We start from the raw sequence: 22,479 nt of genomic DNA, 5'->3' as shown, positions 1-22,479 counted from the left end.
AACCACTGCCTGCGAAAAGGTCAACTTTCTTGATTTTGCTGTAATACCCCACCCCAACCCTCCCCTTCGCAGGGGAGGGAGCCGATTGTGCCATACTTCGGGCTTTTGCCTTTGCTCCATCCCCTGCGCAGTTGAGGGTGTTAATCACTTATTCAAATTCACCACTGCCTGTCTGATCGCGTACTCGTAGCCCTGAATACCGAACCCGCAGATCACACCGACGGAAACGTCGGAAAGAAAGGAGTGATGGCGAAAGGCGTCGCGTTTATGCACGTTGGTGATGTGGACTTCGTACAGCGGCAGGCTGACGGCGGTCACGGCGTCGCGGATGGCGACGGAGGTGTGCGTCCACGCGGCGGCGTTCAGCACGATCGCGTCCACCGTTCGACGGCAGGCCTGAATGCGGTCGATCAGATCGCCTTCGTGATTGGTCTGGAAGAATTCGATAGTTGCGCCGCAGCTTTCGCCGGTCTGATGACATAACTTTTCGATGGTCGCCAGCGTGTCGTGGCCGTAGGTTTCCGGTTCACGGGTGCCCAGCAGATTGAGATTCGGGCCGTTAAAGACGGCAATTTTGTAATTCATGGTCTTTCCTTTCTTTAGTAATCCGTAAATCCAAACAAATCTTTCGGCGTCTGCCATAAAATCTGCTGACGGATTTTTTCGTCAGGGAATAATTGTTCGACCAGCATCAGCAACGTGCCGAGATCCATCCGGTGTTCTGCCCGCAGGAACGGCCAGTCGGAACCCCACATGCAATGCTCTGCGCCGAATGCATTGAGCAGCGCATGCTGATAGGCGTGCCCGTCCTGATAAGGAAAAGGCTGGCGGCTGAATTTCGCCAGGCCCGACAGCTTAACCCAGGTTCTTTGCTGGTCAGCGAGACTGAGCAGAGCCTGAAACGCCGGTTGTTGCAGGCCCTTCGTGACGTCAGGGCGTCCGGAGTGATCAATCAGCAGCCGCGTTTTACTGCGGTTGATCAGAGGCAATAACGCCAGTAGCTGATCGTTTTGCACCTGAATGGCAGCGAACATATCCAGTTCGGCAAGACGCCCCATCAGGCTGCCGAGATGCAAAAAAGGTTCCGTGCCGAGCATCGCAACATTCATCGCAATCCCAACCACACCGGCCTGTTTCAGGCTGGCAAGCCGCTCAGTGCTGATATCAAACGGGACGACAGCGATACCTTTGAAGCGGCCGTTGCCCTTTTCCAGCGCATCCAGCAAACATGTACTGTCAGTGTTGTAACCCGACGTCGGGCCGACAATCAGCGAGTGGCGGATGTTGTACGCCTGCATCACGGCGCGGTAATAATCGGTGGTGCCAATCTCGTGTCCTTCCGGACGATAAGGCGTGTCCGGAAGGTACGGGAAGCGCACCGGATCAAACACGTGGTGATGTGTGTCGATCTTGGGTTGCTCAAAAATCGTCATGCTTTCGCTTTACCTGCTACTGAATAGAGAACTTGTTGATTGCGGGTTTTCTGGAATTCTTCCAGCGTTTCGCCACGCATCGCGGAATAAATATGTAAGTTGGAGACGCCGACTACCGCGCCGAGTTTTTCCAGCAGGAAGAAGCTGACGCCGTAATGGATCATGCCGCGCCAGTCGAGTTCACGCAGCAGCTTTTGTTCCTCGTCCGTCAGTTTGTTTTCAGCAAACATAGCCTTCTGATCGGTAAGGAAACGCTCGCGCCATGCAGGCTGGATCAGACGGTGCAGGAACCGGTTAATGCGCAGCGCTTTCAGGCTTCGCGCCTGAGTGAACGGATAGGTGCCCGGCAGTTTTTCGACCCCCGCCATTTGCTGCGCGATTTTGTCACGCTGGCGCTGCTGCACGTCGTACGGCGCTTCACGTGACTGATTTTCGAGGATCAGCGTGGCGATGCCGGTCATCGACGGCAGGTAATAGGCCTGATGCAGTTTCTTCACATTGGCTGACAGCGCGCCGCGCATTACCAGCCACATAATGACTTCCGCGCCTTCCATGCCGCCCAGCGTGGCAAATTCTGCCAGCGTCATTTCGGTCAGACGTTCCGGGTCGTTGACGATCATATCGACAAACTGCTCATCCCAGTCCGGATTGTTAAACCCGCAACGTTCGCCGTGAACCTGATGCGACACGCCGCCGGTGGCGACAATCGCCACGTTTAAATCTTCCGGGAAACTTTCAATCGCACGGCGCAGTGCCTGACCGAGTTTGTAGCAGCGGCGGGCAGTCGGAATAGGGAACTGTAATACGCCGATTTGCAGCGGAACGATTTGTGTCGGCCAGCCGCCTTCATGCGGGAGAAGGGCGGAAAGCGGCGAGAACAAACCGTGATCCAAAGGCTTATCCTGGAAGAAAGACATATCGAATTCGTCCGCCATCAGGCTGGCCCCGATATGCTGCGACAGTGCCGCATGGCCTTTGACCGCAGGCAGGTCACGCGGGCCGCCGCCTTCATCGGCCACTTCATACTGCTCGTCGATACCCAACGTAAAGGCGGAATAGTGATCGAAGAAAAACGAGGTCACGTGGTCGTTGAAAATGTAAACCAGCACGTCCGGTTTTTTCTCATCCAGCCACTTTTGCATCGGTGCAAAGCTTTCGAAAATTGGCGCCCAGGCGCTTTCTTCCTGCTTGTTATGGTCAACCGCAAAGCCGATGGTCGGGGTATGTGAAACTGCTAAACCGCCTATGATTTTCGCCATCTTAAATCCTCAGTACTTATGTAGGGTAATCGCGGCGCGAAGGTCGTGCCGCGTTCTATTTCTATTTATGAACAGGTAGATGAACAGGTTGATGAATATATTGCTCAATAGGTTTCTAATTATAAGGTGGCTAATCCAGAGACTAGCGGATATTCATGGTGCGCGACAACTCCGGGATGTCAGTAATATCAACGCCTTTGATCATCTCGGCCGGGTGCGCCGCGCGGTGTAAAAGAATGCTCAGCCCCGCCAGCAATGCAGGCAACGCCAGAATAATAAAGATCATGTTTTGGCCGGAGAAAACGCCCAGCAGGACGCCGCCCATCGACGAACTGATAATCGCGCCGCTGCGGCCGATTCCGTGCATCCAGCAGACCCCGGTGGCACGCATTTCCGTTGGATAAAAGGCTGGAGAAAATGCCTGCAAACCGGTTTGTGCGCCGTTAATACACACGCCGCTGATGAAGACCAGCAGGGCAAGAATATCCGGGCCGAAGTTACCGATACCTTGTGATAACAGGCTGACCACGCCCATCATGTAGAAACCGGCAATCACCCGTTTGGCGATGAATCTGTCCATTAGCCCGCCGACCATCAGCCCGCCGAAAGTGCCGCCTAACTGGAACAAACCGGCGACGATAGCTGCACGTTCCAGCGAGAATCCGCCGTTACGCATAATGGTTGGCAGCCAGCCGTTGAGCAGATAGATCACGAACAGCCCCATGAAATAAGTGACCCACAGCACAATCGTGCCTTTGGCATAACCGTTAGTGAACAGCTGGAAGACCTTGGCTTTTTTCTGGATCACCGGCGCTTTCAGCACAAACCTGGTGCTTTCGCTGAATACGCCACCCGCGCGGTCAGCACTTTGGCGATTTTTTCCTTCGCCACTTTACGCACCACCATGTACATCGCCGATTCCGGCAGGATCCACAGCAGCAAGGGCAGCATCAGCAGGGGCACAATCCCGCCCGCGAAAATGACCGATTTCCAGCCGTAGTGCGGCAGTAAACCTGCGGCGACAAAACCTCCTGCGCCGGAACCGACGTTAAAGCCGCTGTACATCACGGTGATCATCAGGCTGCGGCGGCGTTCGGGCATGTATTCCGACACCAGCGTCACGGTATTGGGCATCACCGCGCCTAAACCGAGGCCGGTGAGAAAACGCAGGATCGCCATTTCCATCGGCGTGCGGGCAAAGGTGCTCAGCAGGCTGAACAGTGCGAAGCACAGAATCGACCACATCAGCACCCGTTTGCGGCCAAAGCGATCCGCATTCGGTCCGGCAATCAGCGCGCCGATAGCCACGCCAAACATCGCAGCACCGAGGATCGGGCCCATTTCCGCGCGGCTGATACCCCAGTCTTCGATCAGCGCCGGAGCGATGAAGCCCATCACTGCGGCGTCATAACCGTCGAACATGATGATGATGAAACACAGGGATAAAACCACCCATTGATATTTCGATATCGGGCGTTCGTCTATCCACGCTTTCACGTCCACGATGGTGTTGTTGCTCATAGGGTACGCTCTCTGTTTTTTTTATTAATATGTGATCGGATTAAAACTTTGGACAAAATTTCACTGACCGGATTAGCACGCAGAACGGTCGTGAAGGGTTTTTATTAAGATTATTTTATTTATTAAACAATGAGTTGGTTATTCATTGTTGTGCTTCCTGATAACCAACTTAGGGGCTGTAAAGCGCGCTGTCTGCCATAAAATCATTATGCAGGTATGAGTTTTATTTATGATGAGGTGTTTAAAATTACGGCAGTCGGGCTGCCGTAATCAAAAGAGGACGCTGGAAGAGAAGGGAATAAAGCATTCAAAAGGTGAAGGGGGTTACGCCGTCATATCCCAGAAACAGTCGTTATCGAGGGTGATGGTGGCAATTTTCTGCACCGGACCGCGCATGTTGACCTGAAAATCACCGCTGAAACTGATGGCAAGTTTCCCACCCGGCATATGCACCGTAACATTTTCATCCACCAGCCCCAGTTTGCGCATCGCGCTGGCGGCCGCACAACTGCTGCTGCCGGAGGCCAGCGTATAGCCTGCGCCACGTTCCCAGATGCCGATATTGATGTTGTTTCTGTCCAGCACCTGAACGAACTGCACGTTGGTACGCTTCGGGAAAATCGCCAGCGTTTCGATTTCAGAACCCAGTTGTTTCACCAGCGCTAAATCCAGTTCATCCACCCGGATCACGCAGTGCGGATTGCCCATCGACACCAGCGTCGCACTGAGGCTGTGTCCGCCCGCGACCAGTGGCAATGCAAGGGCTTCGTCACCTTCAACGCTGGCAGGTAACGCCGCCGGAGAAAACTTTGCCTGACCCATATCGACAATCACCTGATGCGCACCTTCGGTCACTTCGCAACGCACCTGCCCGCCGGGGGTATTTACCAGAAACGGTTCGTGCGCTACGCGGCCAATATCAAACAGATAGCGGGCGTAAATCCGCAGGCCGTTGCCGCTTTTTTCGGCCTCTGAACCGTCGGGATTGATAATGCGCAGGGAAGGAATGTCGGCGTCGTCATGGTCAATCAGCAAACCGTCAGACCCGATACCATAATGGCGGTCGCAGAGTCGCTGAATTTGCTCATTACTGAGCAGGGCGGCTACGCTCTGATGACAGACCAGATAATCATTACCCAGCCCGTGATAGCGGTGAAAAATCATGTTGGTGCTTCCTTTGGCAATTCCTGCTCGTTCATAATTGATATGAATAGCTTTAATAGGAAATCTTGCCTGTTTCAATAGCGCCAAGTAAATTCAAAATAATCAGTACGAAATTGCTGAGCTGATGTCCCTGAGATCCCGCCATAAACAAGGAGTTACTGATGGAAGCTTTTACTGTTCCTGTGGCTGTTCTGCCGCTGGCCGTCACCACGCCGCGCCTGATCCTGCGTCAGTGGCAGGACAGCGATGCTGAGGCATTTGCAGAAATGAATGCAGACCCGCAGGTCATGGAGTTTTTCCCCGCCACTATGACCCGCGAGAAAAGCGACGAAATGCTGATGCGCTGTCAGAATTTGATCAATGAACGCGGCTGGGGGATATGGGCAGTTGAGTTGCGTGAGTCGGGGGAGTTTATCGGTTTTGTCGGGCTGCATACGCCGGGGTACGATCTGCCTTTTGTTCCGTGCGTGGAAATTGCCTGGCGGTTAAAAGTGGATGCGTGGGGAAAGGGTTATTGCACCGAAGCCGCCCGCGCCGCACTGGATGCAGGATTTAACCCGTTGGGTTTAAGCGAAATAGTGGCATTCACAGCGCTGCCAAATGTGCGTTCTCAGGCGGTGATGAAGAAGCTCGGGATGAGATGCGATCCCAAAGAGAACTTCATGCATCCGGCGCTGGAAGAAGGACACTGGCTGCGGGAACATTGTTTGTACCGTTTACCGCGTCCCTGAATGGCGTCCTTAAAACAAACGGCTCCCCCTTTTCAGAGGGAGCCGTTTTTTTCAGCAAGGGCATTTGCCCGTTTTACCGCCTTCGCCCAGGAATCTCGTCTCCAGACAATTGCGGTGAAATCAGGGGGCGTCAGACGGGGCGTTAGCTTTCTGTTGATTCTGGCAAAAAAATCTCCGGCGCAGACACTTTGCCGGGGAAGAAATGAACGCGCTTATTTGGGTGCAGGACTGTAGTTATCGATATAGCCAGCGATTTTCTTGCCAATCAGCGTAAGGAGTGGGCCGGCAAATACCCCGCCCAAACCGGCGACGATCATTAACCGGTCATCGCTTGCATCCCGCGAAAGAACGAAAATACTCACCAACATCCCGGTGAAACAAGAAACGACAATCTGCAGAAAACAGGCTTTCAGTTCTTCTATGAACGGCTTACTTTTTCTCAGCATGATATAGCGGACAAGCCCGCCCCACGCCGACATCCCTACAATTGCAAGTATGATACCGTGCTCCATTAACACGATATCTCTGGCTTGTGCTGCACCAATCATGACGTAGTCCTCAGAAGTTAAAATTAAACCGATATAAAACTGTTGCGGTCAAATTATCACCAGAGGCTGTGGCGCGAAAATCACAAGGCAACACATTTCAGTGTGAGGTGTCAGGCTGTCATCACAGGGACATAAAAAAATTAAAAGACGTTGTATTTTAAGCCATTGTAAGCGACTGCTCCGGGCCTGACATGCCTCCGGCCATTCTGACTGCAAGGCAAGAACGCTTAAGCAACTCCTTCCTCAGGCGAGAGGAAGGAGCAAAACATTAAAACCTTCAGTTAACCGGGAGGATAAACCGGGGGTCAGCAAGGGCATTTGCCCATTTTCCCGCCCTCGCTCGGGAATCTCGCCTCCAGACAACGGCGGTGGAATTCACGCTCCGTCATCGGCGTGCTGCCCGGATGCCTTACCTGCATATGCCGGACATAATTGTGATAATCCTGCACGCCGACCATTAGCCGGAAACTCTGGGCGGTACGCTTTATGGCCAGTTTCAGCCACCCGGCGACGTCGTGTGGTTTCGGTTGTGGTACAAATAACGGCTGGCAGCGCGTCACCTGAAATGCGCCTAACCGTGGCGTCTTAAATAATGCGCGTGATTCAGACATGGCGGGCCTCGCGACGGTTAACCACGGCAGTTTCATGCACGGTTGGCGTAGCGGATTTAAGCGCGCGGCGGATAACAAAGAAGGCGGAAATCAGCATGGTCACCGCCACCAGCATGAAAAAGCCGCACAGGATGGCGTTAATCTGATTGTTCAGCACGATAGTGTGCATATCGGCCAGCGTTTTCGCCGGTTTGATGATTTCACCACTGTCGATGCCCGCGTTAAATTTCTTCGCCTGCGCCAGAAAACCAATCGACGGTTTTTCGTGGAAAATCTTCTGCCAGCCAGCGGTCATCGAGGTAATGAACAGCCAGATGGTCGGCAAAATCGTCACCCACGCGTAACGCTGTTTCTTCATTTTGAACAGCACTACCGTACCCAGAATCAGCGCCATTGAGGCCAGCATCTGGTTACCGATACCAAACAGCGGCCACAGCGTATTGATGCCGCCAAGCGGATCCACCACGCCCTGATACACGAAGAAACCCCAGCCCGCGACCGCGACCGTAGTACCTGCAAACGTGCCGATCCAGGAACGGTTATTCGCCAGCGACGGAACGGCGACGCCCACCAGATCCTGCACCATAAAACGGCAGGCGCGGGTACCGGCATCTACGGCAGTCAGAATAAATAAGGCTTCAAACAGGATGGCGAAGTGATACCAGAAGGCCATCATGGCGCGGCTGTTGAACACCTCGGTGATGATGTGCGCCATGCCGACCGCAAAGGTCGGTGCGCCACCGGCACGGGAAAGAATCGACTGCTCGCCGACGTCCCTGGCGATTTGCGTCAGAACGTCCGGCGTGATGACAAAGCCCCAGCCGTTAATCACCTGTGAAGCGCTTTCCACCGTGGTGCCAATCAGCGCCGCCGGTGAGTTCATCGCGAAATATACGCCCGGATCGATAACAGACGCACAGATCAGCGCCATGATCGCCACGAACGACTCCATCAGCATTGCACCGTAACCGATAAAACGGATATGGCTTTCGCGCTCAATCAGTTTCGGCGTCGTGCCGCTGGAAACCAGCGCATGGAAACCGGAAATCGACCCGCAGGCAATGGTGATAAACAGGAACGGGAACAGGCTGCCGGAGAATACCGGACCGCTGCCGTCAATAAAGCGTGAGACGGCAGGCATTTTCATTTCCGGCATGGCGAAGACGATACCCACCGCCAGACCGGCAATCACGCCGATTTTCAAAAACGTTGAGAGATAATCGCGCGGCGCCAGCAGCAGCCAGACCGGCAATACCGAGGCAATAAATCCGTAAATCACCAGCACCCAGGTTAGCGTGGTGCCGTGCAGCGTAAAGAACGGGCCCCAGTAGGGATCTGCCGCTACGTTGCCGCCGTACACAATCGCCAGCATCATCAGCACGAAACCAATCACCGACACTTCAGCGATTTTTCCCGGACGCAGAAAACGCATGTAGATGCCCATAAACAGGGCGATCGGGATGGTGGCGGCGATGGTGAACAGTCCCCACGGACTGTCGGCGAGTGCTTTAACCACCACCAGCGCCAGTGCGGAAAGAATGATGATCATCACGCCAAGCGCGCCGAGCATAGTGATCACTCCGGCAAAATCGCCCAGTTCCTGTTTAGCCATTTCACCTAATGAACGCCCGTCGCGGCGGGTGGAGATGAACAGGATCAGGAAATCCTGCACTGCACCCGCCAGCATCACGCCCACTAAAATCCAGATAGTGCCCGGCAGGAAGCCCATTTGTGCGGCAAGGATCGGGCCGACCAGCGGACCGGCTCCGGCGATGGCCGCGAAATGGTGGCCGAACAGTACCCATTTGTTGGTCGGCACGTAATCCAGCCCGTCATTGTGACGCTCAGCCGGAGTCATGCGTTTGTCATCCAGTTCAAAGACTTTTTCAGCGATAAACAAGCTGTAAAATCGGTAGGCAATGCTGTAACAGGCAATAGCGGCGACCACCAGCCACAGGGCGTTAACGTGTTCGCCGCGGCTCAGGGCCAGCATTCCAAAGGCAAAAGCCCCGATTAACGCCACCACTAGCCAGGTAATCCCGGACTTGACGCTTTTCATGATGTACAACTCCTTATGAATGGTCCTGCTCAGGCAGGCCACTATTTTTATTCAGAGAGTGTGATGTAGAGGTACGATGCGCAGAGGTGCATCAGGTTGCAATATTGTGAAAATTCCGTTTAAAAATAGTGTTTTTAAACGGAAAAGTTTGAAGTTAAAGATGAAATTGTGATGGGGTTGACGCTTTAAACAGAGAAGGCTGGTCGGATGACATCAAAGTTGTGGCGCAGAAGAAAGAATGCAAAAAAAAACCGGCCCGTGAGGGGCCGGTCAGGCAGGTTATCAGACGCTATTATTCAGCGGCAGTGGGTTTTGCTTCACCTGGTTTGTGGTCACGCATCTGCTCCATTTTGGCAGCGCGTTTCTGGTAGTTCTCGTTGAACTGTTTTTTCTGCTCTGGCGTCAGCAGGTTATACATTTTGTTCTCAGCACGTGCGCGTTCCAGCATACGGTCGGACTGCGCTTTGGTGATTGTATCAATCTGCGATTTCACTTTTGATTCATCGAAGCTGTCAGACGCCACCAGGCTGTGCATCTGATCCATCTGTGCTTTCATTGCTGCGCGGTCAGGACGCGGGCCGCTGTCTTTCATGATCTCTTTCATCTGAGTTTTCTGCTGCTCAGTCAGGTTCAGACCGGCAAACGGGTTCATATGATGCGGGCCTTTATGGTGCATCATTTTGCCGTGTGGCGCGGTAGTGGCGTCAGTTGCAGGAGCAGCGGTCGTCTCAGCAGCAAACGCGAAAGAAGCAGAGCTCAGAGCCAGAGTTGAAGCCACAATCATTGCGGTAAGTTTACGCATAATTAAATTCCTCATTGAATATTCAGGCACGTCGCCCGTTTTGTTTCGACGTAAACAAGTCTACTCATTCCAATGAATAGTAATGCGAGGAAGATGTAAAAGAGTGAAAGCCAAAATGTCATTTATCCGGCAATCGTGGAGAAAATGTTTAGAAAGCGTAAGGTTGCACGAACAGGCATGAACGAGAGGTCAGATAAATCTGAGTAATGCGGTGTATTCACACATTAACATGGTGAATGTTTCGCCGCCAGACCTCACTGGTAAACATTGATGACGGTTGATGAGCAGTTTACTTCACAGATAAAAGCTAAAAACAGGCATAATAGTTATCATTTGATTAACACTTCCTATAACAGTGCAGATGAATTATGGCCGAATCCCGTTATGAAACGCTGGCGCGTACCCTACGCCGACAAATAGACACGCAGGTCTGGCTGCCCGGCGACCGTCTGCCTTCGTTGCGCGATACCTGTAAACAGTCGGGCCTGAGCCTGATGACGGTATTGCAGGCTTATCAGCTGCTGGAAAGTCAGGGTGTAATTGTTTCCCGCCCGCAATCCGGTTATTACGTAGCGGCAGGCACACAGCGCCCGGTGCGTCATTCGCCTGATGAACGCCTGCACGCCGCCGAGCAGGTGGACGTCAACGACGCTATTTTCGATATTCTCAAAGCCGGGCAAGATCCCGCCGTGGTGCCGCTGGGTTCCGCGTTTCCTGATCCGACGCTTTTTCCGCAGCCACGGCTGGCGCGTTCGCTGGCCAGCGCCGTCCGCCGGATGTCGCCACACAGCGCGATTGCTAATCTGCCGCCAGGTAATGAAGAGCTGCGCCGCAGTATTGCGCAGCGCTACGCACAAAACGGTATTGAAGTGGCACCTGATGAAATTGTGATTACGTCGGGGGCAATGGAATCGCTCGGATTAAGTTTGCAGGTGGTGACAGAACCGGGTGACTGGGTCGCCATCGAATCGCCCGCTTTTTACGGCGTATTGCAGGCCATTGAGCGCCGCAAATTAAAAGCCGTCGCTATTCCGACGGATGTGCGTTACGGCATGGATCCCGATGCACTGGAGAAGGCGCTGGAGATCTACCCGGTAAAAGCCTGCTGGCTGATGTCGAGTTTTCAGAACCCGCTCGGATGCAGCCTGCCACCAGAAAATAAGGCACGGCTGGTGGGAATTCTGCAGGCGCATAAGGTGGCGCTGATTGAGGATGACGTATACAGCGAACTCTATTTCGGCAGCGAACGGACGGTGCCGCTTAAAGCGTCAGATTACCGCAGTGAAATTCTGCACTGTTCGTCTTTTTCAAAATGTCTGGCGCCGGGATTTCGTGTCGGCTGGGTGGCAGCGGGGGCTTATGCCGAACGTATCCAGCGTCTGCAACTGATGAGCACATTATCGGCCAGCGTGCCGGTTCAGCTGGCGTTAGCGGATTATTTGCAGGGCGCGCAGCAGGGCGGCTACGACACGCATTTGCGACGTTTACGGCGTCAGCTCGAACAACGGCAAATGGCGATGCGCCACGCCATTATCCGGGAGTTCCCGCCGCAGGTTTCAGTCTCGCAACCTGCGGGAGGCTATTTCCTGTGGCTGGATTTGGGCGATAACGTGGATGCGGCACGGGTCTATCAGCGCGCGCTGGCAAAAGGCGTCAGCGTCGCGCCCGGCACCATGTTCTCGGCCGATGAACGATTCCGCCACTGTTTGCGTCTGAACACCTCATTCGAATGGGGGCCGCACACCGCACGCGCTGTCTCGGTTCTGGCGGCGCTGGTGGCGGAAGAAATCGAAAAGGGGAGTTAACCTTCCGGGGAGTAGCGGGTTCGCTAATTGTCTGATGCCAGGTAAAGGAATATTGTAATCCCTCACTCTAATAAGGGGTTTATAACCATGGCAATACCCGTTTACTTATGGCTCAAGGATGACGGAGGTGCAGACATTAAAGGTTCTGTGGATGTACGTGATCGCGAAGGAAGTATTGAAGTCGTTTCATTTAATCACGGGCTTCATATTCCGACAGATAACAGTACCGGAAAAATAACCGGCACGAGGATCCATGCACCGCTGACATTTGAAAAAGAGTTCGATAGTTCGTCCCCATACTTTTATAAAGCTGTAGCTCAAGGCCAGACTTTAAAATCGGCAGAATATAAGTGGTATCGGATAAACGATGCTGGACAAGAAGTGGAATATTTCAATATGTTGCTGGAGAACGTGAAAGTCGTCGCTATAAGTCCGGTGATGTATAATGTTAAAACTTGTGAGAAAACCAATCATATGGAAAATATTGAACTGCGATATGAAAGGATTACATGGAAATATTGTGACGGAAACGTACAGTTCACCGATGCATGGAATGAACGTGTAACAGCCTGAAGATGAGAGGGGATTATCCCCTCTTTTCACTAATCATAAAGCCATCGTCCCGCCTCAGCAGAGTTAATGAACATCTGAACTGTTAAATCTGGCTTCTTTATCCATTTATCTTTTTTTCTGAGAATCCAGTCCAAAATGCCGATTTCTAAATAGGGAAAATAGGCATTCCAATCAAGAGTGCTCATATCAATACTGAATTCATCGCCAAATCGCTCAATTATTTCAACCAGATAGTAAGGTTCATCTTCGAAATCCTGTAGTGCTGAGTCGATCTCGATAGGAATTCTTTTAGAACTGAACAGAACCTTTTGGTCCGGTATTTCTCGCTTAAAAAAAGCCACCACCCTCTCCTCAATACTCATAATATCACCTTAAAATATCCGGTCTTGGGGATGGGCAATGATGTTGTATTTATTAACAGATTTACAGGCAATACTTGAGACATCGTAAGCAATCAGAATTGCCCCCAGCACTGGAATTGTGCGGCCAACAAAGGTTGATAATTTTTTAACCATCACAATTTTCATCTTAGGTGGGAAGTAACCTATTATCGTAGGTAACTTTATGGGCATCATTTTTCCACGAAGATATTTTCTGATAGTTTTCGAAGCCCTTGATGTCCCCGGAGTGGCATCGGAGGGTTTACCTGGCACATCGATATTATTTTTTCCTGAATATAGGAGTGAAACACCCACTACATCATTTACACCGAAATGATCAAGTGTTTCATCAACCATAATCCAGAAAAATAGTTCGCAGGCAGTAAGATTGGAGGTTCCATCGTAGAAATAAGTTCCATTTAGTTCTTCAACCGTATCCATCGTAAAAAACTCCCTTTATGAATGAGGAGTTACGTTATGCCTTTGAACTATAATAAACAATTATCGATGGTTATTTAACGAGATTTTCAGAAAGTTATTATGGATAAATATTCATTAGCGGAATCCCTATTATCACGATTTCAAACATCCTTCTCCCGCAGCGTCTTGCCGACATTTCCGCCCGGATGGACTTTCAGCAAACGCTGCTGGTCGAAACCGTTGCGCAGCATAATGTTGCCGCACAACGCATCGAACACCGCCAGCACCAGCACGATAGACGTCGTGGCCAGCATATTGAGCGGGTCGATTTCGCGCTGAATGTGCGTTTTCACCACCAGCGTAGCGGCGCGGGCAATCGCCGAATCCAGATTCTCTGTCACGCTGATGATTGCCACGCCTTTAGCTTTCAGTGTCGGTAGCAGGCGCGTCAGCTCTTCAGAGTTGCCGCCGCGGGAAATCAAAATCATCAGGTCATTGCTGCGCATAAAACCTAAGTCACCGTGGGCCGCATCGGTAGCACTCAAATACACCGCAGGCTGTTCGACGCACGCCAGCATATGCGCGATTTTCCGCGCTGCAATGCCCGATGTGCCCACGCCGGTGACGGCAACCTTGCCCTTGCAGCCCGTCACCAGCGTCAGTAACTGCTGCCAGACATCCGCATCGAGATTATGCTGCAATGCCAGCAGTTCCTGGCTGTAGGTCTGCCAGCCCTGACATGCCAGCGAGAATTCTTCCTGTGCATTCATTCAGTTTCCCCCTGCATCAGGCGGCGATATTTCATGCTGTCGTGGTACATCTCATGGAATACGCGATATTTACGGTCGTAATACTCTTTGATTTTATTGGTTTGCGGTGTAACGGTTTTGCCGATACGGCTCATGGCGGCCATCGCTTCCGGCAAAGAATCGTATGCGCCTGCCGCGACGGTGCCCATCATGGCGCTGCCAAGCAACATCGCTTCGCTTTCTTCCGGCAATAACATCGCGCAGCCGGTGGCGTTGGAATGTTCCTGCACAAATACCGGGTTTTTGGTGCCGCCGCCGCTGGCCATCATGGTATCAATGCGGTAACCGCTCTGGTTCATGGTCTCGATAATGTGACGGGTGCCGAGCGCCAGCGCCTGAATGGTCGCCAGATAATGCAGGGCCATGTCTTCCGGTGTGCGCGACAGTTTCAGGCCGGTCAGCGTACCGGTCAGCGTCGGATTGGCACGCGGTGAGCGGTTGCCGTGGAAATACGGCAGCATATGAATGTCTTTGGTCAGGAAGGCGATATTCTCCGGTTCACCGGCCATTTTTCGCAGAATGCCGTTGAGCACTTCGTAAATGGTTTTGCCGCTGTCTTTGCCCTGTTTCAGCAAGTCCTGATAACAGGGATGCGACTGGATCACGTGGTCGATCAGTGCGCCGGTGGTAGATTGCCCGCCTTCGTTCAGCCAGTAGTCCGGCAGAATGGCTGAGTAATAAGGCCCCCAGATGCCGCTGATATAACGGGCGCTGCGCGACATCGCCATATGCGCCGTAGACGTGCCGCCAATCAGCGCGATGCGGTTGTCGAAATCCGCTGATTCACCGGAGGCGCCGCTGGCACCGAGAATACCGAGGCTGCCGGCGTGGGCATCAATAATCGAAACGCTGACTGCCGTGCCAGCCATCAGCCCCATTTCGGCGGCAGCGCGCTGGGTCAGACCGTGTCCGAGCGGTTCACCCATGGTTTTCACTTCACTGCCAATTTTCGCCGCATTGTTTTCCAGCAAATCTTCCAGCCCGATCTGGCGGAAATAGCTTGGATCCCAGCGGTCTTCATGGCCGATATAGGTCCATTTGCAGACGGTGGAACACAGCGAGCGGGTGGTGTCCTGCGTGGCGCGCCAGGTCAGGAAATCAGGCAGATCAAACAGGTGACCAACGTTGTTCCAGGTGGTTGGCATATGCTGTTTCAGCCACAGCAATTTCGGTGTCTGCATTTCCGGTGAAATAATCCCACCGACGAATTCCAGCACGCGGTGACCGGTGGCATTGATACGCTCGGCCTGAGTGATGGCGCGGTGATCCATCCACACAATAATGTTCTGCTCGCTGCGCCCGGACGGACTGACGGTCAGCGGTTTGCCTTCTTTATCCAGCACCACCAGCGAACAGGTGGCGTCGAACCCGATACCTTTCACCTGAATCGGGTTGATGTCTGCCTGATTCACCGCGTCTTTCACGGCATTGCAAACGGACTGCCAGATTTCATCGGAAGACTGTTCGACGAAATCGGCTTTCGGGCGGTACAACGTGATTTCACGGCTGGCCTGGCCGACCATGCGGCCGGTCATGTCGAAGACGCCCGCGCGGGCGCTGCCGGTTCCTACGTCAACTCCAATAAAATAACTCGCCATGTTCTTTCCCTTCGGTAAAAAGCTTTCGCTTAAGATTTTCTGTTTTGCAGAGCGATAAACAGGATCAGGACGCCGCCCCAAAGCGCCATTGTCAGGTAACTGCTGACGCCCATCAGGTTCAGGCCGCTTTCCAGCATTTGCAGGACGATCAGTGCCAGTACCAGCCCGATGACCCGACCGAAACCGCCGTCGGGGTTAATCCCGCCGAGCACCGAGGCCAGAATGGTCACCAGCAAATATGAGTCGCCGTAGCCTGCTTTCGCCGAGTTAAATTTGGACATCATCAGCAGTGCCGCGCCCCAGCCCAGCAGGGCGGAAAGCACGTACACCGCGATAGTCACTTTGTGGGTGTTGACGCCGCTGAACCTTGTGGCCTGTTCGTTGGACCCCATCAGATACAGGCTGCGGCCGAGCGTGGTGTGTTCCAGCAAAACCCATAACAGCAGCGCCACCAGCAGGAATAACAGCAGGGCGACCGGAATGCCCAGCAGACTGCCGTTACTGAGATACTGAATCGCCGCCGGGAAGCCGGAAATCACCGCGCCGTTGGTCAGCAGAATGTTCAGTCCGGCAATCATCGTCATGGTGCCGAGCGTTGCCAGAATCGGCGAGACACCAATGTACGCAATCAGCGCGCCGTTTAGCACACCAATCACCACCGCCACAGCGAGACCGGCAAGCATCGCCAGCACGAAATATTGTGGCTGATCCGGATGCGCTACCAGAATCGCCGCCATTGCCAGCGAACAGGCGTTAGCTCCGGCAATCACTGAAAGGTTGATGCCGCCAGTGAGCATGGTGATGCCCATCCCCAGCGCCAGCATGCCCAGAATCGGCAACTGCGAGGAGATCGACTGGAAATTGCCGATGCTGTAAAAACTGCCGCCCAGCGTGAAAGAGAACAACACGGCCACGGCAACGATGATCAGCAACTGCAAACGGATGATGCGGTCGCCGGGGAAGAATCGGTTTAAAGTTGTCATGTCACATCCCCTTTGCCAGTTTGCGTTTTTCATTCCACGCGGTGCTGCTGATGCTGACCAGAATGATCACGCCGCTGAAAACCTGATGCCAGTAAGACGAAATACTCAGCAGAGTCAGGCCGTTTTGCAGGAAGGCCAGCAGCATCACACCGAGAATGGTGCCGGTAAGCGAGCCGCGACCGCCGGTCATGCTGGTGCCGCCTAACACCACCGCTGCCAGCACCGTCAGCTCATAACCGAGCAGGGAATTCGGTGCGACAGACTGAGTGATTTGCGCCTGAACCACGGCAGCGATACCCGCCAGTAATCCCATAAATCCGTAGACGTAAAAATGCAGCCGCAGGATGTTCAGACCAAGGCGCGACGCGGCGTCACGGTTGCTGCCCATGGCGTAAATCTGACGCCCCACGCGGGTGCGGTTCATCAGTACGCCGGTGGCGATGATGACGCCCAGCAGGCTGAGTAACGGCAATGTCAGGCCATAGTCATAACCGTCAGCAGCGGTAAAGGAGAACCAGTTAATGCCGTTCATAAACCAGTCAGGAAAACCGTACAGCCAGGTGCCGTTGGTCAGGTACACCAGCAACCCGTAGAACAGGTTCAGCGTGGCAATCGTAATAATGATGGCCGGAACGCGCAGCCAGTACACCAGAAAACCGTTGACCAGGCCGAGCAGCAAACCGGTACCCATCGACATGGCAAACGCCAGCGGGAAACTGCCGCCGTGGTGGATGATGTAGCTCGCCATCACGTACTGACCGATGGAGGTCACCGCCGGGAAAGAGATGTCGATGCCACCGGCGATCAGCACCACAAACAGGCCGCAGGCCAGAATGCCGAGAATGGCATAACTGGTGGCGACGTCGGTCAGGTTGCCGAGCGTCATAAATTCCTGGGTGCTGAGGCTCAGGCCAATCACCAAAAGCAGCACCAGTAATCCCAGCCAGAATTCGTGCTGAGAAAACAGTTTCGAGAGAGATTTGTTATCCATTGATCGCCTCCGCAATCTGCGCTTCGCTGCTCTGGTGCGGCGCGAATTCCGCCACCAGTTCGCCTTTACGCATCACCAGCACGCGGTGACTGTTGTAATAAGCTTCCGGAATTTCATCGCAAATCATCAGCACCGCCATGCCGGACTCCGCCAGATCGCGGGCGATGCGGTAAATCCCTTCTTTGTTGGCAATATCCACACCGACGGTTGGAGAATCGAGGATCAGGATATGTGGCTGCGTCGCGACCCATTTGGCGATGGCGATACGTTGCGCATTACCGCCGGAAAGCGTCTTCACGGGTAAGCCGCTGTCGGAAACTTTAATGTTCAGGTCACGGATCAGGTCTTTCACCACGGACGCCGCTTTGCGGTGATCCATCAATCCGGTGCCGGTGTGCAGCTTGTCGAAAATCGACACCAGCGTGTTGTCGTAAATGGATTGCTCCATGATCAGCCCCTGTGTCAGACGGTCTTCTGACACATAAGCGATACCGTGACGGATGGCGTCGCGGTTGCTGTGAAATTTAACCGCATTGCCGTTAACGCGGATTTCACCGCTGTCCGGCTGGCTCATGCCAAACAGGCTCAGACATAGCTCGGTGCGCCCCGAACCGAGCAGGCCGATAATTGACATAATTTCGCCCTGGCGCAATGACAGCGAAATATCCTGATACTGGCCTTTGCGGCTCAGATGGCTGACTTCCAGCAACGGCGTCACGTCGGCGGGCGCGCGGTGAGGCAGATGACTGTAGGTAAAACGTTGTCCGGTCATCAGGAATGCCAGCTCATTGCTGTCGAGTTCACTGGCCGGATAGGTGCCGACAAGTTTGCCGTCGCGCATCACGCTGATACGGTCGGCAACTTCCATCACCTCATCAAGACGGTGGCTGACAAAAACCACGCAGATGCCCGCAGCTTTCAGCTCATTCACCACCCGCAGCAGGCCGTTTACTTCGGTGCGGGTCAGCGATGCGGTCGGTTCATCCATGATAACCAGGCTGGCGTCAGCGGCGATTGCGCGGCATATTGCCACTAACTGACGGTCGGCGATCGAGAGTTTTTCGACTTTACGGTCCGGATCGAGAGAAACTCCGACCCGTTGCATCGCTGCGACCGCTTTTTTGCGCATTGCCTCGCGATGTACCCAAAAATCACCGCCTGGTAAATAACGGTGAATGGCAATATTTTCGGCCACCGATAAATTCGGGAATAAAGACAAGTCCTGATAAATAACCTGAATACCGTAATAAGAAGAAAGCTGCGGTGTCAGGGTATGAAAGAGTTTTCCGTCGAGCGTAATCGCCGCGCCTTTTTCCGGCTGATACACACCGGAAATCACTTTAATGATGGTGCTTTTTCCGCAACCATTCTGACCGGCAAGACAATGCACTTCGCCTTTATTCAGCGTCAGGCTGACATTATCCAGCGCTAATACGCCGGGGAATTTTTTACTGATTTTTTCGAGGCTGATAAAGGCCTCAGCAGGGGCAGGGGACGTGCTGAGAGTATTCATCGCAATCCTTACAACATACCCTTCCTACTTCGTGCTGTGGATGCGTTGGCTGCACTCGCTCACCCGAATCACTTACTTATGTAAGCTCATCGGGATTTACTCATTTGCCGCCTTCCCACAACCCGAATTATTTAGGGTATAAGTTTCAATGTCTGATTAGAAATTCAGATACGGCACAGCAAACATCGCCGTATCTGTTTCTATTTGCCTGGTGTGGCGCTGGAGATAAATGTATCTCCGGTAATTATCTGGTAAATAAAAGAATTAAAAAGCTAAATCAGAAGCCGAGTGATTTCGCATTCTCTGGTGTCACTTCCAGAATTTTATTAAAACGAATCACGTGTTTATCCATATCCACATCGGCTTTGCCTAAACCTTCGATGCTCAGGTCTTTGGTCACTTCTTTACCCTGCAACAGCTGGTCGGCGACGGTGACTAAGGCGTAACCGGCATCTTTCGGATCCCACAGCAGCACTTTCTTCACATCACCGCGCATCAGGTATGGCGCAGCCTGAGCAGGCATAGCGATACCGACAACGGCAATTTTGTTTTTCGCACGTTTCTGCTGAACGGCCTGACCGGCACCAATCGGGCCGAGGGAACCGAAACCGATAATCCCTTTCAGATCAGGATAGGTTTTCATTAAATCGAGCGTGGTGGAGTAAGACTTATCGATGTTTTCTGCTACCGGCAGACGTGAAGTCACTTCATGCATATCCGGGTATTTTTCTTTCTGATATTTAATCGCCGCATCTGCCCAGGCGTTATGCAATGGCACGGTCAGGGAACCGACATAAATGGCATAACCGCCTTTGCCGCCCATATCTTTCGCCAGCTCGTCCATATTGGCTTGGGCATATTTCTGGCTGTCGATGGTTTCGATATCCCACTGACCAATCTGCTGATCGGGAGATTCATGTGTTAACACCACGATGCCCTGATCACGGGCTTTTTTCAGCACCGGCTCCAGCACTTTGGCGTCGTTCGGTACCACGATAATGGCGTCGACTTTTTTGGCAATCAGATCTTCAATCACTTTGACCTGCTGGGCAGGATCCGGCGTGGATGCGCCTACCTGATAGGCGTTGACATCCAGTTTCTGCGCGGCTTCTTTTACGCCGACTTCCATGCGGGTGAACCAGGGAATGCCGGTGACTTTGGCGACGACAGCGATGTCGTAAGGTTTGGCGGCGAATGACGGTGTTGTGAATAACATGCATGCTGAAACCACACATGCACTGACTAATGCGAGGTTAAATTTCATGTCGGTACCTTTCTTATGATGTTCTGTTCTTGTGTAGGGGAACGGGCAGTGGTTATTTATTCCACATTCAGAGATTAACTTAAGGGGAAAGCGCTTTTCGCGTGGTCGTGAACGGAATGTGATCAAAGTCCTTAATTGTTAATTTGTATGTATTTAAATGTAAAAATTAGGTTAATAAAATCCAGCTATTCGACCGGAGTTCGGTCGAGTGGCAGACGTTACCGATAACAATGAAACAAATTTGGATCAAATAATTAACATATAAGACACATTGTAAAATCTATACGCGGATTTTTCAGAAAGAAAGGCGGGGGCACTGTTTTTTATTTGCGCAGAGTGTGAACAGCGTCACGGGGAACAGATGCGCCAGAACGGTGCGACATTGCACCTTCATCGGGCGCTGCACCTGAAACAGCCAGGAGCGATACGCGCCGGATCACAATCCTGCATAAAACATTGTGGCTGAAATGAAATTATTTCCCTGCATAGTCATTCTTCATCACCCGTTGCTGCAAAAGGGGATTTTTTCTTTTATTCATTTATTATGCAATTAAAGTGAATAACGGACGGTATTAAGTGGTTGTTTTTTCACGATGTCACTTTTTCTATTCACTTTTTCCCTTTGCTGGCATGAAGACTGCACTCTATGATGTGACTGAGTGAGATTATTTATTAACTTTTAAATAACAAACTAATAACCAAGTTTCCTGCCGGTATGGGGGGCGGGCTCCTGCACCCTGAATTCAGCCAGTCACTGGCCTTACATTAAGAGGTTTATATGGAACACCAACAGCAGCCACAAAACGTCAGCCGCCAGAACTTTGATGACTGGATGGTGCCGGTATATGCCCCTGCGGCGTTTATTCCCGTGCGTGGTGAAGGATCCTGGCTGTGGGATCAGGCGGGCAAAGATTATGTCGATTTTGCGGGCGGCATTGCCGTGAATGCGCTGGGTCATGCGCACCCGGAAATCCTCAAAACGCTGCACGAACAGGCGGATAAAGTCTGGCATCTGGGTAACGGTTACACCAACGAACCGGTGCTGCGTCTGGCCAGGCAACTGATCGACGCCACCTTTGCTGACAAAGTCTTTTTCTGTAACTCCGGCGCGGAAGCTAACGAGGCGGCGCTCAAACTGGCCAGGCTGTACGGCAATAAAGCTGGTGGTGAAAAGAATGAAATCATCGCTTTCAAAAATGCCTTCCATGGCCGCACGCTGTTTACCGTGACGACCGGCGGTCAGCCGAAATATTCCGAAGATTTTGCGCCATTACCGCAGGCGATTACCCATCTGCCGTTTAACGATCTGGCCGCTGTCGCCAGCCATATTTCTTCCCGCACTTGCGCAGTGATCGTTGAGCCCATTCAGGGCGAGGGCGGGGTGGTGCCGGCTGACGCTGAATTCCTGCAAGGTCTGCGTGAGCTGTGTGACAGGCATCAGGCAGTGCTGATTTTCGATGAAGTGCAGACCGGCGTCGGGCGTACCGGCGAGTTGTATGCCTATCAGCATTACGGCGTGGTGCCGGACATTCTGACCAGTGCCAAGGCGCTGGGCGGTGGTTTCCCGATTGGCGCGATGCTGACCACCGACCGTTATGCCGCGCTATTCCAGCCGGGCACCCACGGCACTACTTATGGCGGTAATCCGCTGGCGACGGCGGTGGCGGGTAAGGTGTTTGAGCTGATTAACACGCCGGAAGTGTTAGCCGGAGTCACTAAACGACATGACTGGTTTATCGCCGGGCTTAAACGCATTAACGACCGATATCAGGTGTTCAGCGAAGTGCGCGGCCAGGGTTTGCTGATCGGCGCAGTGATGAGCGAGCGTTATAAAGATCAGGCCAAACAGCTGAATACGCTGGCGGCGGAAGAAGGGCTGATTGCGCTGATTGCCGGACCTAACGTGCTGCGCTTTGCGCCATCGCTGATTATTCCGGGTGCGGATATTGAAGAAGGGCTGAACCGCCTTGAGCGAGCTGTCGCGCGCCTGTGCGTGTGATTAATTGGGTAAAATG

20 protein-coding genes and 1 pseudogene are annotated in these 22,479 nt (G+C 52.9%); 4 read left to right on the top strand and 17 right to left on the bottom strand.

Going from position 1 to position 22,479, the window contains the following annotated elements; all coding sequences use genetic code 11:
• Nucleotides 1–144: 144 nt before the first annotated feature.
• From aroQ to dapF, 5 genes and pseudogenes are all read right to left on the bottom strand, one after another.
• The gene (gene aroQ, locus UC15_RS09855; protein WP_112288280.1) at nt 145–585 is read right to left on the bottom strand and encodes a type II 3-dehydroquinate dehydratase; all 441 of its coding nucleotides are present in this window, start codon (nt 583–585) and stop codon (nt 145–147) included.
• Between the two features lie 14 nt (nt 586–599).
• A complete protein-coding gene (locus tag UC15_RS09850; RefSeq protein WP_112288279.1) occupies nt 600–1,433 on the bottom strand; it encodes an amidohydrolase in 834 nt (277 codons plus the stop codon).
• Nucleotides 1,430–2,692, bottom strand: coding sequence for a gallate dioxygenase (locus UC15_RS09845; RefSeq protein ID WP_112288278.1), 1,263 nt, complete (start codon nt 2,690–2,692; stop codon nt 1,430–1,432). The genes UC15_RS09850 and UC15_RS09845 overlap by 4 nt, the downstream gene beginning before the upstream one ends.
• 142 nt (nt 2,693–2,834) lie before the next feature.
• A pseudogene (locus UC15_RS09840) lies at nt 2,835–4,213 on the bottom strand (MFS transporter).
• Nucleotides 4,214–4,537: 324 nt separating this feature from the next.
• Nucleotides 4,538–5,377: a diaminopimelate epimerase gene (gene dapF / locus UC15_RS09835; protein WP_112288277.1), complete on the bottom strand. Its 840-nt coding sequence runs from the start codon at nt 5,375–5,377 to the stop codon at nt 4,538–4,540.
• Between the two features lie 161 nt (nt 5,378–5,538).
• Here dapF and UC15_RS09830 point away from each other — a divergent pair, with 161 nt between their 5' ends.
• Nucleotides 5,539–6,108, top strand: a complete 570-nt coding sequence (locus UC15_RS09830; protein WP_112288276.1) for a GNAT family N-acetyltransferase — start codon at nt 5,539–5,541, stop codon at nt 6,106–6,108.
• A 212-nt stretch (nt 6,109–6,320) separates the two neighbouring features.
• Here UC15_RS09830 and UC15_RS09825 read toward each other — a convergent pair whose 3' ends face one another.
• From UC15_RS09825 to spy, 4 genes are all read right to left on the bottom strand, one after another.
• Nucleotides 6,321–6,656: a phage holin family protein gene (locus UC15_RS09825; RefSeq protein ID WP_112288275.1), complete on the bottom strand. Its 336-nt coding sequence runs from the start codon at nt 6,654–6,656 to the stop codon at nt 6,321–6,323.
• 305 nt (nt 6,657–6,961) lie between these two features.
• Nucleotides 6,962–7,267, bottom strand: coding sequence for a YbdD/YjiX family protein (locus UC15_RS09820; protein WP_112288274.1), 306 nt, complete (start codon nt 7,265–7,267; stop codon nt 6,962–6,964).
• On the bottom strand, nt 7,260–9,326 hold the full coding sequence (locus tag UC15_RS09815; protein WP_112288273.1) for a carbon starvation CstA family protein: 2,067 nt from the start codon (nt 9,324–9,326) through the stop codon (nt 7,260–7,262). The genes UC15_RS09820 and UC15_RS09815 overlap by 8 nt, the downstream gene beginning before the upstream one ends.
• Before the next feature lie 292 nt (nt 9,327–9,618).
• Nucleotides 9,619–10,128 carry an ATP-independent periplasmic protein-refolding chaperone Spy gene (spy, locus tag UC15_RS09810; RefSeq protein ID WP_112288272.1) on the bottom strand — a complete coding sequence of 170 codons (510 nt, stop codon included), beginning with the start codon at nt 10,126–10,128 and terminating at the stop codon, nt 9,619–9,621.
• Nucleotides 10,129–10,496: 368 nt separating this feature from the next.
• Between spy and UC15_RS09805 the strand changes: the two genes are divergently transcribed.
• Both UC15_RS09805 and UC15_RS09800 read left to right on the top strand, forming a co-directional pair.
• On the top strand, nt 10,497–11,933 hold the full coding sequence (locus UC15_RS09805) for a PLP-dependent aminotransferase family protein (protein WP_112288271.1): 1,437 nt from the start codon (nt 10,497–10,499) through the stop codon (nt 11,931–11,933).
• Between the two features lie 87 nt (nt 11,934–12,020).
• Nucleotides 12,021–12,506, top strand: coding sequence for an Hcp family type VI secretion system effector (locus UC15_RS09800; RefSeq protein ID WP_112288270.1), 486 nt, complete (start codon nt 12,021–12,023; stop codon nt 12,504–12,506).
• Nucleotides 12,507–12,535: 29 nt separating this feature from the next.
• Here UC15_RS09800 and UC15_RS09795 read toward each other — a convergent pair whose 3' ends face one another.
• The 8 genes from UC15_RS09795 to UC15_RS09760 all read right to left on the bottom strand — a co-directional run bounded on the left by UC15_RS09795 (nt 12,536) and on the right by UC15_RS09760 (nt 20,464).
• Complete coding sequence (locus UC15_RS09795) at nt 12,536–12,868, bottom strand: DUF1493 family protein (protein WP_112288269.1); 333 nt, start codon at nt 12,866–12,868, stop codon at nt 12,536–12,538.
• 9 nt (nt 12,869–12,877) lie between these two features.
• Entirely contained in the window at nt 12,878–13,327 is a 450-nt protein-coding gene (locus UC15_RS09790) for an STM2901 family protein (RefSeq protein ID WP_112288268.1), read from the bottom strand.
• Between the two features lie 140 nt (nt 13,328–13,467).
• Nucleotides 13,468–14,076 (bottom strand): SIS domain-containing protein, encoded by a 609-nt coding sequence (locus tag UC15_RS09785; protein ID WP_112288267.1) that lies wholly within the window; start codon nt 14,074–14,076, stop codon nt 13,468–13,470.
• Entirely contained in the window at nt 14,073–15,713 is a 1,641-nt protein-coding gene (locus tag UC15_RS09780) for an FGGY-family carbohydrate kinase (protein WP_112288266.1), read from the bottom strand. The genes UC15_RS09785 and UC15_RS09780 overlap by 4 nt, the downstream gene beginning before the upstream one ends.
• Nucleotides 15,714–15,742: 29 nt before the next feature.
• On the bottom strand, nt 15,743–16,696 hold the full coding sequence (locus UC15_RS09775; RefSeq protein WP_112288265.1) for an ABC transporter permease: 954 nt from the start codon (nt 16,694–16,696) through the stop codon (nt 15,743–15,745).
• A 1-nt stretch (nt 16,697) separates the two neighbouring features.
• Nucleotides 16,698–17,687, bottom strand: a complete 990-nt coding sequence (locus UC15_RS09770; RefSeq protein ID WP_112288264.1) for an ABC transporter permease — start codon at nt 17,685–17,687, stop codon at nt 16,698–16,700.
• Nucleotides 17,680–19,200 (bottom strand): sugar ABC transporter ATP-binding protein, encoded by a 1,521-nt coding sequence (locus UC15_RS09765; protein WP_112288263.1) that lies wholly within the window; start codon nt 19,198–19,200, stop codon nt 17,680–17,682. The genes UC15_RS09770 and UC15_RS09765 overlap by 8 nt, the downstream gene beginning before the upstream one ends.
• A gap of 277 nt (nt 19,201–19,477) precedes the next feature.
• Nucleotides 19,478–20,464 (bottom strand): autoinducer 2 ABC transporter substrate-binding protein, encoded by a 987-nt coding sequence (locus UC15_RS09760; protein ID WP_112288262.1) that lies wholly within the window; start codon nt 20,462–20,464, stop codon nt 19,478–19,480.
• 778 nt (nt 20,465–21,242) lie between these two features.
• Between UC15_RS09760 and UC15_RS09755 the strand changes: the two genes are divergently transcribed.
• On the top strand, nt 21,243–22,463 hold the full coding sequence (locus UC15_RS09755) for an aspartate aminotransferase family protein (protein WP_112288261.1): 1,221 nt from the start codon (nt 21,243–21,245) through the stop codon (nt 22,461–22,463).
• The last annotated feature ends 16 nt before the right edge of the window (nt 22,464–22,479 follow it).

It is taken from the genome of Rahnella sp. AN3-3W3 (assembly GCF_003263545.1).
GTDB classification, from domain to species: domain Bacteria; phylum Pseudomonadota; class Gammaproteobacteria; order Enterobacterales; family Enterobacteriaceae; genus Rahnella; species Rahnella variigena.
This window is presented reverse-complemented; position numbering and strand designations above follow the sequence as displayed.

Bases quoted from the DNA above. Each gene is read 5' to 3' on its own strand.
- UC15_RS09830 (WP_112288276.1), top strand. From the start codon at position 5,539: ATGGAAGCTTTTACTGTTCCTGTGGCTGTTCTGCCGCTGGCCGTCACC.
- UC15_RS09770 (WP_112288264.1), bottom strand. From the start codon at position 17,687: ATGGATAACAAATCTCTCTCGAAACTGTTTTCTCAGCACGAATTCTGG.
- UC15_RS09800 (WP_112288270.1), top strand. From the start codon at position 12,021: ATGGCAATACCCGTTTACTTATGGCTCAAGGATGACGGAGGTGCAGAC.
- UC15_RS09790 (WP_112288268.1), bottom strand. From the start codon at position 13,327: ATGGATACGGTTGAAGAACTAAATGGAACTTATTTCTACGATGGAACC.
- UC15_RS09760 (WP_112288262.1), bottom strand. From the start codon at position 20,464: ATGAAATTTAACCTCGCATTAGTCAGTGCATGTGTGGTTTCAGCATGC.
- UC15_RS09775 (WP_112288265.1), bottom strand. From the start codon at position 16,696: ATGACAACTTTAAACCGATTCTTCCCCGGCGACCGCATCATCCGTTTG.
- UC15_RS09765 (WP_112288263.1), bottom strand. From the start codon at position 19,200: ATGAATACTCTCAGCACGTCCCCTGCCCCTGCTGAGGCCTTTATCAGC.
- UC15_RS09795 (WP_112288269.1), bottom strand. From the start codon at position 12,868: ATGAGTATTGAGGAGAGGGTGGTGGCTTTTTTTAAGCGAGAAATACCG.
- UC15_RS09805 (WP_112288271.1), top strand. From the start codon at position 10,497: ATGGCCGAATCCCGTTATGAAACGCTGGCGCGTACCCTACGCCGACAA.
- dapF (WP_112288277.1), bottom strand. From the start codon at position 5,377: ATGATTTTTCACCGCTATCACGGGCTGGGTAATGATTATCTGGTCTGT.
- spy (WP_112288272.1), bottom strand. From the start codon at position 10,128: ATGCGTAAACTTACCGCAATGATTGTGGCTTCAACTCTGGCTCTGAGC.
- UC15_RS09755 (WP_112288261.1), top strand. From the start codon at position 21,243: ATGGAACACCAACAGCAGCCACAAAACGTCAGCCGCCAGAACTTTGAT.
- UC15_RS09820 (WP_112288274.1), bottom strand. From the start codon at position 7,267: ATGTCTGAATCACGCGCATTATTTAAGACGCCACGGTTAGGCGCATTT.
- UC15_RS09815 (WP_112288273.1), bottom strand. From the start codon at position 9,326: ATGAAAAGCGTCAAGTCCGGGATTACCTGGCTAGTGGTGGCGTTAATC.
- aroQ (WP_112288280.1), bottom strand. From the start codon at position 585: ATGAATTACAAAATTGCCGTCTTTAACGGCCCGAATCTCAATCTGCTG.
- UC15_RS09850 (WP_112288279.1), bottom strand. From the start codon at position 1,433: ATGACGATTTTTGAGCAACCCAAGATCGACACACATCACCACGTGTTT.
- UC15_RS09780 (WP_112288266.1), bottom strand. From the start codon at position 15,713: ATGGCGAGTTATTTTATTGGAGTTGACGTAGGAACCGGCAGCGCCCGC.
- UC15_RS09845 (WP_112288278.1), bottom strand. From the start codon at position 2,692: ATGGCGAAAATCATAGGCGGTTTAGCAGTTTCACATACCCCGACCATC.
- UC15_RS09825 (WP_112288275.1), bottom strand. From the start codon at position 6,656: ATGATTGGTGCAGCACAAGCCAGAGATATCGTGTTAATGGAGCACGGT.
- UC15_RS09785 (WP_112288267.1), bottom strand. From the start codon at position 14,076: ATGAATGCACAGGAAGAATTCTCGCTGGCATGTCAGGGCTGGCAGACC.